We start from the raw sequence: 15,561 nt of genomic DNA, 5'->3' as shown, positions 1-15,561 counted from the left end.
GCATGAACGGCCACCACACAAATATTGGCTTTAAGGGCGAAGCAACGAGGGGAAGGCTGCAAAAGGCGCTTTCAAATCCTTCCCGATTGCTTGCGATCCTCGGGGTGTTCCTGCTGTTGACAGCGCTGGTCTCGCTGCTGGTTGGGAGATACAGCATTTCCTTCGCCGATTTGCTGGCCCTTGCCGCCGGACGAGGCGGAGCGGGAGCTGCGGCACAGGTGCTATTTGAAGTCCGGCTGACGCGGATTGGCGCGGCCATACTGACAGGAGCCGCACTCTCCATGTCCGGGACGGCTTACCAGGGAATGCTGCGCAATCCGCTGGTCTCTCCGGATATTCTTGGGGCCGCGGCGGGGGCGAGCGGCGGCGCGGCGCTGGCGATTCTGCTTGGCCTGGGCGGGTTTGCCGTTCAGACCGTTGCCTTCTGCACTGGTCTTGGAGCTGTGCTGCTGACCTTTGCGGTAAGCAGAGCGGTGGCGGGAATGGCGGGGAGCGGGCCGATGCTGCTGCTGCTAACTGGGATGGTCGTAGGCGCGCTGTTCGCAGCCGGTATATCCATCATCAAGTTCGTTGCCGATCCGTATAATACGCTTCCGGCGATTACCTTCTGGCTGATGGGCGGGCTCAGCTACGTCACAGGCACCGACCTGCTCGTCCAGCTGCTGCCGATGACAATTGGCGCCGTTCCGATGCTGCTTCTCGGCTGGCGGCTGAACGTGCTGTCGTTCGGAGACGAAGAAGCGTCGGCGCTGGGCGTCGATGTGCGGCGGCTCAGGCTGACGTTCATCGTCGGAGCTACGCTGCTGACCTCCACGGCGGTATCCGCCGCCGGAATGATCGGTTGGGTCGGCCTGATCATTCCGCACCTGACCCGGATGATTGCCGGAGTTAACCATCGGCTGCTGCTCCCCGCTTCGGCGCTGATCGGCGCGGGCTTTCTGCTGATTGCCGACGACTTGGCGCGCGGACTGTTCGATCAGGAGATTCCGCTCGGCATTTTGACTTCCATCGTTGGAGCGCCCGTATTTTTATACTTATTTATGAAGGAAAAAAATTAACCCCCCGAAGCTGAAAGGAGGAAGCCTATGACTGTACGCCGCATCTCACTCATTCTGGCCGCTTGTCTATTATCTTTGGCGGCGGCAGGCTGCGCGGATTCCCGGCCGGAAACCCGGACAATCGAGAATATGAAAGGACAGAGCATCACAGTCCCGGTGGAAGCCAAGCGAATCGCGGCTGTATACGGACCTTCGTATGAAACGCTTGTCATGCTCGGCGCGGAGGAACGGATCGTTGCCTGCTCCGATGTGCAGGTGGACAATTTCCCGTGGGCGCAGCGGATCTTTAAACGGATGATCTCGCTGCCGAAGCTGGAAAATGTGCATACCGCCGTGAACATCGAGGCTTTGCTGTCTTATAAGCCCGATTTGGTTCTCGGGTTTCCCCGTCCGAATGAGAGCAATAAGCTGGATAAATTGAAGATTGCCAATGTGCCGGGGGCCGTAACACCCAACCTGGAAAGCTCGCTGAAGCAGCTTGAGGTATACGCCGCCGCCCTTGGAGGGGATGCGCCGGAGCGGGCGCGGGAATACGAGGATTATTTTCACGCGAAGCTGAAGAGGATTAAGGATGTTACGGACAAGCTGGATGATTCGGAGCGTCCCGCCGTATACTATTCCGCCATCGATCTTCTATCCACCTATGGGAAGTATTCCGATCTTACCGAAGTGATTTCCGCCGCCGGAGGGCGGTCCGTCACTGCTGATTTCGAGGCGGGTAATCACTCCCAAATTACGTTCGAACAGCTCGTTCAGTACAATCCCGCTTACATTTTTATTGACCATGGGGGACTGGACGATCTGGAGACGACGGAGAAGATCCGGCAGAATACCTACAGCGACGGCAGATACGGTCTCATCGAGGCCGTTGCGAACAAGCGGGTTTATTTGACGCCCAGCGGCGTGTTTTATTGGGATATGGGTCTGCAAAAGATACTGCTGGTCATGGAAATGGCCAAAATCCTTCACCCCGATCGCTTCGGCGATTTGGACATGAACGCGGAGCTGCGGGAGTTTTACTCCAAATTCTATCATTATGAGCTTACGGCGGAGGAAGCCGGAAAAATTTTGAACCGGGAGAACCCTTGATTGCGATTAGATCATATAAAGGCTCCCGAATGAGCCGCACATGGTGCACGTACAGGCTACCGGGAACTCCCGGATAAAGGAGGGAAACGAATGGAGAACGAATGGAGCACCGTCATTTCTGAATATACAGTGGAAGGCATGCATTGTCCGAAGTGCGAGTCCAAGATCAAAGGGGAGCTTGAGGGCATCCCCGGCGTCAAGTCGGTGGAGGTCAACAGGGAAGATAAGCAGGTCGCGGTTACTCATACGGCAGAGAGAGGTCTTGCGGAGAAAATCCGCGGCCAAATCGGTATGATTCATGACGGAAAATTTACCGTTACCATCATGACTGCCGGAAATATCGAAGGTTGAATATGACCGTCAACTATGGCCTTAGCTTTCTTGAAGGCGTGCTGACTTTTGTCTCTCCCTGCATGCTGCCCATGCTTCCGGTCTATTTGTTTTATTTGGCTGGAGTAGCCGGGCAAGAGCGGCGGGAAGCCGGGATTTTTCAGTCTCATCGGCCAAGCGGTCTTCCGCTGCTGCGCAATGCGGCTGCTTTTGTGGCCGGATTTACATTGATTTTCGTTTCCATGGGGGCAGTGGCGACGGTGGTCGGAGCCTTTCTGAACGCACATCTCGCTGTGTTCCGCATCATAGGCGGTCTGCTTATGATTCTGTTCGGACTGGGCTTTGCCGGGGTGTTCAGGCTGCGTTTTTTGCACGTTGAGAAGCGTTTGCCCTTTCGGACGGACAAGCTGACATTTGTCCGCTCGCTGGTGTTCGGAGCGGTCTTCGCCTTTGGCTGGACTCCGTGCGTCGGCTACTTGCTATCCTCATCGCTGCTGATGGCCGGAAGCTCCGATTCCGTGCTTCAGGGTATGATCCTGCTGCTGCTCTATTCGCTCGGACTCGGACTGCCGTTTCTGTTCTCATCGCTTATTTATAATGAGCTTAAGGAGACGTTTCGCTTTCTGCAGCGGCATAATCGGCTGATCGGCATACTGTCGGGAGCAGTCATGATTGCCGCAGGAATTCTGACCCTTACGGACCGGATGCAGTGGCTTGCAAACTTAAGATAGGAGAGAATTCCATGAAAAAGATACTGTGGCTGTGGATCGCCCTGCTGGCTGTCCTGCTTGCGGGCAGCGCCTTTGTATACAACCGGGCGCAGGCGGTTCCGGAGACTCCGCTGTCGGGCGGCGTTCCGATCGAGCTGCTGAAGGCCGCATCGGGATACGAAGGACCGGCCAAGTCCGGCAAGCTGCCGGCTCCTGATTTCACACTGCCCGATCTGTCAGGCCGGCAGGTGTCGCTCGCGGACTACAAGGGGAAGATTGTCGTGCTTAATTTCTGGACGACCTGGTGTACGGTCTGCAAGAAGGAGATGCCGGAGCTGGATGAGGCGTCGAACATTCTGATGAAACAAGGCGAAGTCGTTCTGCTTGCCGTCAACACCGGCGAAGACGCGGAGACGGTCAAGCAGTATATGAAAGATAACGCTTATACCCTGCCCGTTCTGCTGGACCCGGGTTCCTCCCTCTTTAAAAAATACGGCTTAAGAGGCTACCCCACCACCGTCGTCATAAACCGGGACGGGACCGTATACGGAGGGCTGGAAGGGGCCATAACGGCAGATTCGCTGCTTAAACTTGGCGGTCTTTGATTCGGGCGGCATGACAAAATCCGAGAAACGCAAAAGCCTGTTTTCCCAAAACTGCGGAGAACGGGCTTTTTTGAAATATAAGACCTTATAAGCTTCGCACCTATCGTTTGGTCTTATATTTTTACGGGAAACGTACCTGTGTCTTAAAAAGACGCCGTCAGGCGTTTCTTCTTGTAATATAATAATGATATTAACTATATAACTATACGGAATGTAACCAAGGGGGAAGACCAATGAAATCTTGCGGCAGCATCGAAGAGGTAAGGGCCAATATCGACAGGCTGGACCGGCAGATTGTGGCGCTGCTGTGCGAAAGACATCTGTACGTAAATGAAGCAGCCGCATTCAAAAAGGACGCTGACGCCGTCAAAGCACCGCAGCGTGTGGAGCAGTTAATTGAAAAAGTACGGACTACAGCTGCGGAGCATGGCGGCGATCCGAATGTCATCGAGCAAATCTATCGCGGCATTGTGTCGGCCTTTATAGAAGATGAACTACGGCTTCATCGCGAAATGATGAATGAAAAGGGCGCTCAACCGGAGGCCGATTAACGGGAACGTTCAGGAATAGCAGCAGCACCTGCACGGGCAATTTTGGATAATCGTACTCCGGCATTTTTGTAAAATGCTTATTTGAGCATCCCGTTACTCAGCGCAGTTTTATGCTATAATATTGTCGATAGATTACTATTTTTGTCTGGAGCGTAAGCAAAAGTGAATATCGATGCCAGCATCATCATTCTAAATTACAATACATGCCGCTTGACGGTGGACTGTCTGCAGTCGGTGTATGACTCGGAAACGCAGTATACCTATGAAATCATTGTGATCGACAACCATTCTTCTGACGGGTCGGTAGAAGTCATAAGAGAGCGGTTCCCGCAGGTGAAGCTGATTGCCAACCAGGAGAATACCGGATTCGCGCGGGCGAATAACCAGGGGATGGAGATTGCCTCAGGACGTTATGTGCTGCTGCTGAATTCGGATACGGTGGTGCAGAGGAATACGCTGGAGACGATGATTTCCTTGATGGACCGGCGGCCGGAGCTTGGCGCTTCGGGGTGCAAGGTGATTTTGCCGGACGGAAGTCTGGATAAGGCATGCAAACGCGGATTTCCGACCCCTGCGGCTTCCTTCTATTATGCTTTTGGATTCAGCAGAATGTTTCCTGACAACCCGCGGTTCAACGGATACCAGTTGGGTTATCTTGACCCTGACAAGGAATATGAGGTCGACTGTCTGGTCGGCGCGTTCATGCTGGTAAGGCGGGAGACGATCGAGCAGATCGGCGGGCTGGATGAGACCTTTTTTATGTACGGCGAGGATCTCGATTGGTGTTACCGGATCAAGGAAGCGGGCTGGAAGATTTACTATTATCCCAAAGCATTCATTGTGCATCTAAAGGGCGGCAGCGCACGGCGCAGACCGCTTAAGATCATTTATGAATTTCACCGCGCCATGATAGTTTTTCACCGCAAGCATTACAGCAAGCAGTATTCTTTTCTGGTCAATGGGGCCGTATACGTAGGAGTAGGCGTTAAGCTTGCCGCAGTCCTTCTGCGTAATGCTCTGACTCCCGGACGGCGGAAGCAAGTACCTGTGCCAAGCCTTACTGCTGCGGGCGAAGCCGGAGCTCGTTCCGAATCGAATGCCGAGGTGAGATTATGATCCGCCGCAATCAGCGGTTTTTGACACAGCTTTATATGGTCGCCGACTTTATTGTCATTCAGGCTGCCTTTCTGTTCTCCTGGTGGCTCAAGTTCAAGAGTGACTGGATGCCTTACGAGAATCATATGGCGGTGGAGTCGTATGCTTACTGGAGCTTGATTTATGGCGGAGTCGCCGTTCTAATCGGTATCCTGCTCACGCTCTATATGCCCAAGCGGAAGAAGCGGTTTGCCGATGAGTTCCTGAAGATTTTCCAAGTGCATGTAATGGGTATCTTCATCCTGCTTGGCCTGATGTATTTTGTGAGAGAAATCGATATCTCCCGTCAGTATTTGACTATCTATATCGGCACGATTATGCTCTCTACGATGCTGTACCGGTATGTGCTGAAGAAGATGCTGAAGTCATTCCGGGAAAAAGGGTTCAACCGCCAGTTTGTGCTCATTCTCGGGGCGGGCACGCTGGGCAGAAGAATTTACGATAATCTCGCCCAGTATCCCGAGCTCGGTTATGAGATTATCGGTTTTCTGGACGATTACCAAAGTTGGGATACGCTCGACTCCCAGCGCTACAAGCCGATTCTCGGCAAGCTCGACGAGCTGCCGGCTATGCTGGAGACGATGCTGATCGACGAGGTGATTCTCGCTCTGCCGCTCGATGTGCATCACAAGTTTCCCGCCATTATCGCGACCTGCGAACGGGCCGGGGTTCGCACGCTGATCATTCCGGATTTCTTTGACTATCTGCCGGCGCGTCCGTACTTCGATAATTTTGCCGGGCTGCCGATGATCAATGTGCGCGATATCCCGCTCGATATGACGGCTAACCGGATGGCGAAGCGGTTGTTCGATATTATATTCTCGCTGTTCGCCATTGTAGTGATGAGTCCGATTATGCTGATTACGGCGCTTGGAGTGAAGATGACTTCCCCGGGACCGGTGATTTTCCGGCAGGAGCGGGTGGGTCTCAATCGCCGCACGTTTACGATGTACAAATTCCGCTCGATGAAAATGCAGCGTGACGGCGAAGTGGATACGGGCTGGAGCACGGAGCAAGATCCGCGCCGCACCCGGTTCGGGACGTTTATCCGCAAGACGAGCCTGGATGAGCTGCCGCAGTTCTTCAACGTGCTGTTGGGCCATATGAGCGTGGTCGGTCCGCGTCCGGAACGCCCCTATTATGTGGAGCAGTTCAAGGGAGAAATTCCGAAGTATATGGTCAAGCACCACGTGCGTCCCGGGATTACCGGCTGGGCGCAGAGCAACGGCCTGCGCGGTGACACCTCGATCGAGGACCGGATCAAGCACGATATCTTCTATATCGAGAACTGGTCGCTGCTGTTTGATATCCGGATTATTTTCAAAACGATCCGCAACGGCTTCATCAATAAAAATGCTTACTAACCTGAGGCTATCATACATCTCTTTCCCCGCTCCCGCCGCTTGCAAGGCGGGGCGGGGAATTATTTTTTTACACCCGGCTGCCAAAGGAATACTGCACATGAAGCAGAACGCAACCATATCCTGTGCACCCGAAAAAAAGCGAAAAAATGTTCGTGTTTTTTGCTTCTTTAAATTGACACGCCCATCCGGCTATTTTAACATATAAGAAGCAATAAGCGGCGCTACTGAAGAGCGGCCTATTCATTTAAACCGAATAAGGATGGAAGATCATGACTGTGGTACGACAAATGATTGAGACCTGGCGCCATGTGTTCAAGCTGGACCCGGACCGCGCGATTAGCGAAGAAGACTTGAGGGCGGTTTGTCAGTCTGGCACGGACGGAATTTTGGTAGGCGGCTCTACAGGCATCACCTATGATAATACCGCCCGCCTAATGTCCGGAATACAGCGGTACGGTGTACCATGCGTCTTGGAGGTATCCGATTTGTCCGCCGTCGTGCCCGGCTTTGACGCCTATCTGATTCCGATGGTGCTGAATTCACCCGATCCGGCATGGATTGTCGGCCACCATCGAAGAGCCGTTGAGCGCTACGGCGATTTTATCCCCTGGGAGCTGCTGCTGACCGAGGGTTATATTGTGCTGAACGGAAATTCCGCCGTGGCCCGTCTGACCGGCGCGGACACGGGGCTGTCAGCAGACGGAGCGGCAGCCTATGCGCATATTGCCGATAAGCTCATGACGCTGCCCATCGTCTATCTGGAATACAGCGGCAGCTTTGGAGATGCGGAGACAATGCAAGCCGTACGTGAAGCTGTAGGCCATGCGCGTCTCTTCTACGGCGGCGGAGTTACCGGGCCGGATCAAGCGAAGCTTGCGGCCTCACTTGCCGATACGGTCGTCGTGGGCAACATCATTTATACCGATATCGGACGGGCCTTGTCGACGGTCGAGGCGGTCAAATCAGACGCTGCTATCTAGTGAATAATATAGTAGTTCTGTACAGAACTACTTATGAAATAAGCGATTTAAGCTATCTAGAAAGGGGCATGTCCTACATGCAATCCGTTAATATACAAGACGCCGTAACCCGGCTTAATCCTCCCCAGCGCCAGGCGGTCGAGACGACAGACGGTCCGCTGCTTATCATGGCCGGAGCGGGGAGCGGCAAGACGAGGGTGCTGACCCATCGCATCGCTTGGCTGATTGCAGGTCGAAAGGCTCCGCCTTGGGCGATACTTGCCATTACGTTCACGAACAAGGCGGCAAGAGAAATGCAGGAACGGGTGTCCAAGCTCGTAGGCCCGGAAGGCCGGGATATTTGGGTATCGACGTTCCACTCCATGTGCGTGCGGATACTGCGGAAGGATATTGAGCGGATCGGGTTTACGTCCAATTTCTCCATTCTCGATTCCACGGACCAGCTATCCGTTATCCGCAGCTGCATGAAGGAACTGAATATCGACACGAAGAAGTTCGAGCCGAAAGCAGTTCAGTCAATGATCAGCACGGCCAAGAATGAATTAGTGACGCCTGCGCAGTATGAGATGAAGATCGGGGATTATTTTGAAGGCCTCGTTGCCAAAATATATACAATGTACCAAAAAAGGCTCAAGAGCAACAATTCGCTCGATTTCGACGATCTGATCATGACAACGATCCAACTGTTTAAGGAAGTGCCTGAGGTGCTGGATTTCTACCAGCGGAAATTTAAGTACATCCATGTGGACGAGTATCAGGATACGAACCGGGCGCAGTACATGCTCTGCCGCATGCTGGCCGACAGCCATCACAATATTTGCGTCGTCGGCGACAGCGACCAGTCCATCTACCGCTGGCGCGGCGCCGACATCACCAACATTCTCAACTTCGAGGAAGATTACCCGGAAGCCAAAGTCATTTTGCTTGAGCAAAACTACCGCTCGACCTCGAACATTCTGAACGCCGCCAACAGTGTTATCGCGCTGAATACAGGACGTAAGCCGAAGAAGCTGTGGACGGATTCGGAAGAGGGGCCGAAGATCAAGGTGTACCGGGCCGATTCCGAGCATGACGAGGGCTATTTTGTATCCGGAGAAATCAGCAAGAATGTAAAAAAGGGCAAGTCGTACCAGGATCATGCGATCCTGTACCGGACCAACGCGCAGTCACGGGTAATAGAGGAAATTCTCATTAAATCGGATATTCCTTACCAAATTGTCGGGGGCATTAAGTTCTACGACCGGAAAGAAATCAAGGATCTGCTGGCTTACCTGCGGCTGTTGTCCAATCCCGACGACGATATCAGCCTGACCCGGGTGATCAATGTTCCCAAAAGAGGACTCGGCGACACGACGGTCGCTAAGCTTACCGATGCGGCGGCATCCCGGGGCGTCTCCATCTTCCGTGTGCTGGAAACGGTGGATGACCTGGGATTTGCGGGACGGACGCGGAACGCGCTGGTCGAGTTCTACGACATGATTCTGGCGCTCCACCGGATGGTGGAATTTCTGTCGGTGACGGAGCTGACCGAGAAGGTGCTGGAAATGTCGCAGTACAAGCTGGAGCTGCAGAAGGAGAACACAATTGAATCGCGCTCCCGCCTGGAGAATATTGACGAGTTCCTGTCTGTGACGATGGAATTTGAAAAAAATAACGAAGACAAGTCGCTCGTATCTTTCCTGACCGATCTCGCTCTGATTGCCGACATCGACAGCATGAACGATTCGGAGGATGACCGCAGCGACGCGGTAGTCTTGATGACGATGCACAGCGCGAAGGGGCTGGAGTTTCCGGTCGTGTTCATCGTCGGCATGGAGGAAGGGGTATTCCCGCACAGCCGCGCCTTCCAGGACAATGATGAACTGGAAGAAGAGCGGCGGCTGGCGTATGTGGGCATTACCCGCGCCGAGAAGCAGCTGTTCCTCTCCTGCGCGCGGGCGCGCACGCTGTTCGGGCGGACGACGGCCAACCCGCCGTCCCGTTTCCTGGACGAGATTCCGGAGGAACTCAAGGAAGACACCTTCATGAGCAGCGACCGCTTCCGCCGGGGCACCGAGGCGGGCGGAGCCTATGGCGGCCGCGGCTTCGGCGCAGGCGGCCGCGGCAATTTCGGCGGCGGCCGGGGCGGAGCCGCCGCCTCATCGCCGGGCGCCGCCGCAGGCTATGGCGGCGCTTCGGCGTCCGCGGCGGCTGGGCGCAGCCGCGTGACCGTGACCTCGGGCGGGGCTGCGGCCCGCCCGGCGGGTGGAGGGGCGTCCGCCGATTTCAAGGCGGGCGACAAGGTCTCGCACGGCAAATGGGGCGTCGGCACCATTGTCGCCGTGAAAGGCAGCGGCAACGACATGGAGCTGCAAATTGCCTTCCCGGCGCCGGTGGGCGTGAAGCGGCTGCTGGCCGGATTTGCGCCGATCGCCAAGGTAGATTGAGCGCTCGGCTGTGGATGGTGCGGCTCCGGCATGGAACTGCGAGCCGCCGCCCGGCGATTAAAGAACCGGTATTTTGATCAGATTGAAGGATAAGGAAACTATTTGGTATGGCGGAGGGATGTCTCAAGTATGGACGCAATGCATACGATGGAAGAGCTTGTGGCGGAGCTGAATAAATATAACTATCATTACTATACGCTGGATGCGCCGCTCATCAGCGACAAGGAGTACGACGCCCTGTACGACAAGCTCGCCGCCCTTGAGGCGGAGAGCGGCTTCATACTGCCCGATTCACCGACCCAGCGCGTCGGCGGCGAGCTGCTGAAGGGCTTTGTCCCGCACCGGCACCTGGCTCCGCTCTGGAGCCTCGACAAAGCGCAGAACATTGAACAGCTCCGCAATTGGAACGCCCGGGTTCTTCGGCTGGTGAACGACTATAACAGCAAGAATCCCGAGCAACCTCTTCCGGAGCCCCGCTATGCCGTAGAACTGAAATTTGACGGTCTGACGCTGAACCTGACTTACCGTGACGGGCGGCTGGTTCAGGCATCCACACGGGGTAACGGCGTTACAGGTGAAGGCATTCTGGCGCAGGTGAAGACGATCAAATCCGTTCCGCTGACCATTCCCTTCAAGGAAGGCGTCATTGAGGTGCAGGGCGAGGGGATCATGAACTTGTCGGTGCTCGCCGAATACAACAAGACGGCGGCGGAGCCGCTGAAGAACGCGCGCAACGGCGCGGCCGGAGCACTGCGCAACCTGAACCCGAAGCTGACGGCGGAGCGGCGGCTGAATGCCTTTTTCTATAATGTCGGCTACTCGGAAGGCGTAGAGTTTCATGACCATCAGGAAATGATGCAGTTCTTACGCGACAACCGGTTCAAGGTCAATCCTTACCTGACTTACTTCGATAACTTCGACGAAGTGTCGGAGCAGTTGGCCGAAATTGAGGAGGGCCGCTCCAAGCTGGACTACCTGATCGACGGTGTCGTTATCAAAATTACCGATTTCCGTACTCGCGAAGTGCTCGGTTATACGGACAAGTTCCCACGCTGGGCGGTCGCCTACAAGTTCGAGGCGGAGGAGACGACCACCATTCTGGAATCAGTCATCTGGAATGTGGGCCGGACCGGCAAAGTGACGCCGCTGGCGCGGGTCGAGCCGGTGGAGCTGGCCGGCGTTACCGTGCAGAACTGCACGCTTAACAATATCGGCGATATTGAACGGAAGAATCTGAAGCATGCGCTCGGGACGCGTGTCTTCATCCGCCGTTCCAATGACGTCATACCGGAGATTCTGGGGAAGGTGACCGAAGAGAAGGATGGCGGGGAGATCATTTATCCCGAGCAATGCCCGGCTTGCGGATCTCCGCTGGAAATGCGGGGAGCGCATCTGTTCTGCAACAACAAGCTGAACTGCAAGCCGCAGATCGTCGCGCGGATTACCCATTATTCCTCCAGGGACGCGATGGACATCGAGACCTTCAGCGACAAGACGGCGGGGCAGCTGTACGAGGAGCTTAACGTCCGCGAGCCCGCGGATCTCTATGAGTTGACGCTGGAGCAGCTGGTGAAGCTGGAACGGTTCGGCGAGAAAAAGGCAACCAATCTTCTTCAGGCGCTCGAAGAGAGCAAGGGACGGGATCTCGCTTCCTTCCTGTATGCGCTGGGAATCCCGAATACCGGCAAGGCGACGACCAAGATGCTGGCCGATCATTACCGTGATCTGAATGCCGTTATGACGGCGAGCGCGGAGGAACTGTCGGCGCTGCCTGATATCGGCGGCATTGTGGCCGAGAGCATCGTTTCCTTTTTTGCCGATCCGTTCGTCGTTAACGGTATTCGCCGCCTGCTTGATTTAGGCGTTCAGGCCAAGGCTCTGGAAGCGCCGGCTCCGGTCGTGACCGATTCCTTCTTCAGCGGCAAGACGGTAGTTCTGACCGGAACGCTTCAGAAGCTGACCCGGGACGAAGCGGCGGAGAAGCTGGAAGCGCTGGGCGCCAAAGTCACCGGCAGCGTCTCGAAGAAGACCAATCTCGTCATTGCCGGAGAGAAAGCCGGCAGCAAGCTGGCCAAAGCGCAGCAGCTCGGTATTCCAGTCATCGAGGACGAGGAAGAATTGATCCGGCTGCTGGAGGGCGGAGCGCCGGCTTGACCTTCCATGTGATACTTATGTGAAAGGGAAGGATTTCGTAAGACTTTTTGTACTCGGTTTACAAATTAAACCGTAAGCCCCGATGTTATATGTGGAAAGCGACCGTTAAATGAATAGTGTAGTATCTGATTAAGTTAATATCTGGGAATCTAATAACATTAGAGTAATAGGCTTAATAATAATTTATAGTGGGAGGATGTTATTTGTTAGCATATATTGATGAGAGCGGGTTTCCGCACCCTAATGATGAAACAAGGCATCCAGTACTTGCTGCTGTTTGTATACCCAAAGATGAAGTCAGAAGTATTATGCAACGGATGTATAATATTAAAATGGATCTCTTTGGACGACATGATGTGGAATTAAAGGCTGTGAATGTCTTAAAGCCCAAATCAATGACTCGTAATACAATCAATAAAATTTTCGCAGAACGCGTTATAAATGAGGTTCTTGATAATACTCTAAATTTAAAGGTTTTTGCTATCATAATGGACCATCCAGAGGAGCCTTTACGAGTAGAAAGTGACAGTTTCCCCAACCACTATAGATTTCTATTGCAACGCATTAACGGCTATTCTAACATGAGAGGGAAAAAGTGTATTGTCAGTTTTGATTCGCAAGATGAAGGTAATGATATGCTTATTTCGTTTAAAATGAAAAATTATCTGTTCAGATCAAATGAGGGTAATGACTGCACTTCTATTGTAGAATCTGCATTTTTCGTAAGCTCCCGTGTTGAAGAAGGCATACAGCTAGCTGATCTTTGTGCTGGAATTATTAGAAAATACCATGAATTATGCATCGACGAAACACCAATAAGTTCATTTAGCTCATGGATAAGTAATCTATATTCGATTATACAAAGACGCATTTTGTTTGGTGCCTTCACCTAATGGATCACAACAGCTTCACGGAATATATAAAATTCCATTAAGATTATTGATCAGAAATTAGTATATTCTAGAAGAAGATGAATATTTTCGGCGTGAGACTGGTATTGTGGTTCTGTCTAGGGGCTGCTTCGTACTGATCTCAATTCTTCTTGACTTTATAACTAATAAAAGTATAATTTAGTTAAAGACTGGTGTTGTGGTTCTGTCTAGGGGCTGCCTCGTGCTGGTCTTGTTTTGTTTTTTCTGAATTGAATTCTTTGGGTCGAATTTAACTTTTCCCGCACTCGTAAAGTGGGGCGTTACGATCAAACAATGCCAGGTTCGCTGCTCTTGAGCAGCTTTTGAATTCCTCTTTGCTGTACTCTCCTTTAATATTATTCCCTCTTAAATCCATTACCCTTTAAATTCTTAACGTTTCATAAAAATTAACCCAATTCCGCCCATACGTTTACATGGCGCAAATACTCCCCCTTTAGACTAGGTTTGATCACTTACTACTGGGAGGGTAAATATACAAATGAACAAAGGTCTGAAAAAGGTTGCAATCGGCGGTTTGGCCTGCCTTGTCCTTTCCGCAGGAAGCTTTGCCTACGCGGCGAAAGGTTCCTCCAATTCACAGAAGGCTGTAAAAGCCCCATCGAAGAATCTGATCGTCCTGATTGGCGACGGTATGGGACCTGCGCAAATCTCGGCGACACGCTATTATGAACAGTATAAAAAAGGAGTCAAGCATCTTAATCTCGATCCTTATTATGTCGGACAAGCTACCACATATGCGGATCGCGGCGAAGACGGCGGAAAGGTAGTGTCAGGGGTCGTAACGGACTCGGCATCCGCCGGAACCGCTTTTGCTACAGGCCATAAGACATACAACGCGGGCATCAGCGTATCCAATGAAGATGTAGCCAAGCCTTTTGCCTCTGTGATTGAAGCGGCGGAGAGAAGCGGCAAAGCGACCGGTCTTGTGACCACCGCGCGGATCACACATGCTACACCTGCCGTATACGCGTCGCATGTTCGCAACCGCGATAACGAATCGGCTATTGCCACCCAGTACCTGGATAGCGGCGTGGATGTGCTGTTCGGCGGGGGTAAGCAATTTTTTGTGACCAAGGATGAGAAAGGCAAGCGGACGGATAAAAATATTCTGCCCGATTTCAAAGCGAAAGGGTATACCGTTGTCGAGAACACAAGCGCGCTGAAGGCCCTCCCGGCTTCCACGACGAAAGCGCTGGGTCTGTTCGGCAATTCCCATGTTGCCTATACCCCGGACCGTACAGAAGAAATTCCAAGCCTTGCGGCAATGACGTCGTCCGCTTTGAAGATTTTGTCCAAGGACAAGAATGGTTTTGTTATGATGATCGAAGGCGGCCGGATCGACCATGCCGGACATGCCAACGATTTTCCGACGCTCGTGCAGGAGACGCTCGATTTCGACGCCGCTTTTAAGACCGCAATCGAGTTCGCTAAAAAAGATGGCAATACATCCGTAGTCGTGACAGCAGACCATGAGACGGGCGGTTTGTCCCTGTCGCGCGACAATATCTATGAGCTCAATATCGACCTGTGGGACAAGCAGAAGCATTCTTCGGAATCCATCGCTACCAAGCTGGCAGAAGCCAAAACTCCGGAGGAAATTCGCAGCATTGTGGCCGAGAATACCGGAATTAACGATTTGACCGACGAAGAGGTGCAAGCGATTCTGGCAGGGGACGGTTCCTCATACAAACAGGAGGGCGCATACAATGCCGTTATTTCCAAAAGACTGCTGGTCGGCTGGTCCGGACACGGGCACTCCGCCGTTGATGTCGGGATTTGGGCATATGGTCCAATCGCGGGTAAAGTGAAAGGCCAAGTGGACAACACCCAGATTGCCAGAGCTTCCGCTGCCATTGTAGGGGTCAATCTGGACAAGAGATCCGCCGAGCTTCAATCGAAATATGTTTATCCGAAATTTAAAATCAACCGCGAGAACGAAGTGCTGTATCCTGTTGCCTCGCTGATCAAAGCCCTTGGAGGAAGCTATAGCAGCGGATCAACCGTATCTAAAGCCTCTTTTGGCAAAAATACGCTGAACATCGACATGTCGTCTCTGACCGCAACGCTGAACGGCAAGGCTGTATCTTTCACGGTAGATAACGATAACGGAACCGTATATCTTCCGCTGTCCGCTTTCAGCCAGTTGACCGGCAAAAATCTGAAATGGGATTCGCTCTCCGAACGGATTGTTCTGCGCTAAGGGGGAG

Annotated in this window: 13 protein-coding genes; all 13 read left to right on the top strand. The window is 53.1% G+C overall.

From position 1 onward, the window contains the following. Positions 1 to 2: 2 nt before the first annotated feature. The 13 genes from PDUR_RS23800 (at position 3) to PDUR_RS23740 (ending at position 15,554) form a co-directional block, all read left to right on the top strand. A complete protein-coding gene (locus PDUR_RS23800; protein ID WP_052410369.1) occupies positions 3 to 1,058 on the top strand; it encodes a FecCD family ABC transporter permease in 1,056 nt (351 codons plus the stop codon). A 27-nt stretch (positions 1,059 to 1,085) separates the two neighbouring features. After that, positions 1,086 to 2,147 (top strand): ABC transporter substrate-binding protein, encoded by a 1,062-nt coding sequence (locus PDUR_RS23795; RefSeq protein ID WP_052410368.1) that lies wholly within the window; start codon positions 1,086 to 1,088, stop codon positions 2,145 to 2,147. 90 nt (positions 2,148 to 2,237) lie between these two features. After that, the gene (locus PDUR_RS23790) at positions 2,238 to 2,498 is read left to right on the top strand and encodes a heavy-metal-associated domain-containing protein (RefSeq protein WP_042208445.1); all 261 of its coding nucleotides are present in this window, start codon (positions 2,238 to 2,240) and stop codon (positions 2,496 to 2,498) included. A gap of 2 nt (positions 2,499 to 2,500) precedes the next feature. Further along, positions 2,501 to 3,208, top strand: coding sequence for a cytochrome c biogenesis CcdA family protein (locus tag PDUR_RS23785; RefSeq protein ID WP_052410367.1), 708 nt, complete (start codon positions 2,501 to 2,503; stop codon positions 3,206 to 3,208). An 11-nt stretch (positions 3,209 to 3,219) separates the two neighbouring features. Then, positions 3,220 to 3,792 (top strand): TlpA family protein disulfide reductase, encoded by a 573-nt coding sequence (locus tag PDUR_RS23780; RefSeq protein WP_042208443.1) that lies wholly within the window; start codon positions 3,220 to 3,222, stop codon positions 3,790 to 3,792. A gap of 233 nt (positions 3,793 to 4,025) precedes the next feature. Next, positions 4,026 to 4,343, top strand: coding sequence for a chorismate mutase (locus PDUR_RS23775; RefSeq protein WP_042208442.1), 318 nt, complete (start codon positions 4,026 to 4,028; stop codon positions 4,341 to 4,343). Between the two features lie 168 nt (positions 4,344 to 4,511). Beyond that, positions 4,512 to 5,459 (top strand): glycosyltransferase family 2 protein, encoded by a 948-nt coding sequence (locus tag PDUR_RS23770; protein WP_042209657.1) that lies wholly within the window; start codon positions 4,512 to 4,514, stop codon positions 5,457 to 5,459. Beyond that, positions 5,456 to 6,862, top strand: a complete 1,407-nt coding sequence (locus tag PDUR_RS23765) for an undecaprenyl-phosphate glucose phosphotransferase (protein WP_042208441.1) — start codon at positions 5,456 to 5,458, stop codon at positions 6,860 to 6,862. Before PDUR_RS23770 ends, PDUR_RS23765 begins: the two co-directional genes overlap by 4 nt. A gap of 269 nt (positions 6,863 to 7,131) precedes the next feature. Further along, positions 7,132 to 7,842: a heptaprenylglyceryl phosphate synthase gene (gene pcrB, locus PDUR_RS23760; RefSeq protein ID WP_042208440.1), complete on the top strand. Its 711-nt coding sequence runs from the start codon at positions 7,132 to 7,134 to the stop codon at positions 7,840 to 7,842. Positions 7,843 to 7,919: 77 nt separating this feature from the next. Then, a complete protein-coding gene (gene pcrA, locus PDUR_RS23755; RefSeq protein WP_042208439.1) occupies positions 7,920 to 10,268 on the top strand; it encodes a DNA helicase PcrA in 2,349 nt (782 codons plus the stop codon). A gap of 129 nt (positions 10,269 to 10,397) precedes the next feature. Continuing rightward, positions 10,398 to 12,422, top strand: a complete 2,025-nt coding sequence (gene ligA / locus PDUR_RS23750; RefSeq protein ID WP_042208438.1) for an NAD-dependent DNA ligase LigA — start codon at positions 10,398 to 10,400, stop codon at positions 12,420 to 12,422. 203 nt (positions 12,423 to 12,625) lie between these two features. Next, the gene (locus tag PDUR_RS23745) at positions 12,626 to 13,315 is read left to right on the top strand and encodes a DUF3800 domain-containing protein (protein ID WP_042208437.1); all 690 of its coding nucleotides are present in this window, start codon (positions 12,626 to 12,628) and stop codon (positions 13,313 to 13,315) included. A gap of 517 nt (positions 13,316 to 13,832) precedes the next feature. Further along, positions 13,833 to 15,554, top strand: coding sequence for an alkaline phosphatase (locus PDUR_RS23740; RefSeq protein ID WP_042208436.1), 1,722 nt, complete (start codon positions 13,833 to 13,835; stop codon positions 15,552 to 15,554). Positions 15,555 to 15,561 lie beyond the last annotated feature (7 nt).

The sequence above is a fragment of the Paenibacillus durus genome (assembly GCF_000756615.1).
Lineage (GTDB): Bacteria > Bacillota > Bacilli > Paenibacillales > Paenibacillaceae > Paenibacillus_AQ > Paenibacillus_AQ durus.
Note: the sequence above shows the minus strand (reverse complement) of the source record. Positions and strands in the feature narration are given on the sequence as shown.

Bases quoted from the DNA above. Each gene is read 5' to 3' on its own strand.
- PDUR_RS23800 (WP_052410369.1), top strand. From the start codon at position 3: ATGAACGGCCACCACACAAATATTGGCTTTAAGGGCGAAGCAACGAGG.
- PDUR_RS23795 (WP_052410368.1), top strand. From the start codon at position 1,086: ATGACTGTACGCCGCATCTCACTCATTCTGGCCGCTTGTCTATTATCT.
- PDUR_RS23790 (WP_042208445.1), top strand. From the start codon at position 2,238: ATGGAGAACGAATGGAGCACCGTCATTTCTGAATATACAGTGGAAGGC.
- PDUR_RS23785 (WP_052410367.1), top strand. From the start codon at position 2,501: ATGACCGTCAACTATGGCCTTAGCTTTCTTGAAGGCGTGCTGACTTTT.
- PDUR_RS23780 (WP_042208443.1), top strand. From the start codon at position 3,220: ATGAAAAAGATACTGTGGCTGTGGATCGCCCTGCTGGCTGTCCTGCTT.
- PDUR_RS23775 (WP_042208442.1), top strand. From the start codon at position 4,026: ATGAAATCTTGCGGCAGCATCGAAGAGGTAAGGGCCAATATCGACAGG.
- PDUR_RS23765 (WP_042208441.1), top strand. From the start codon at position 5,456: ATGATCCGCCGCAATCAGCGGTTTTTGACACAGCTTTATATGGTCGCC.
- pcrB (WP_042208440.1), top strand. From the start codon at position 7,132: ATGACTGTGGTACGACAAATGATTGAGACCTGGCGCCATGTGTTCAAG.
- pcrA (WP_042208439.1), top strand. From the start codon at position 7,920: ATGCAATCCGTTAATATACAAGACGCCGTAACCCGGCTTAATCCTCCC.
- ligA (WP_042208438.1), top strand. From the start codon at position 10,398: ATGGACGCAATGCATACGATGGAAGAGCTTGTGGCGGAGCTGAATAAA.
- PDUR_RS23740 (WP_042208436.1), top strand. From the start codon at position 13,833: ATGAACAAAGGTCTGAAAAAGGTTGCAATCGGCGGTTTGGCCTGCCTT.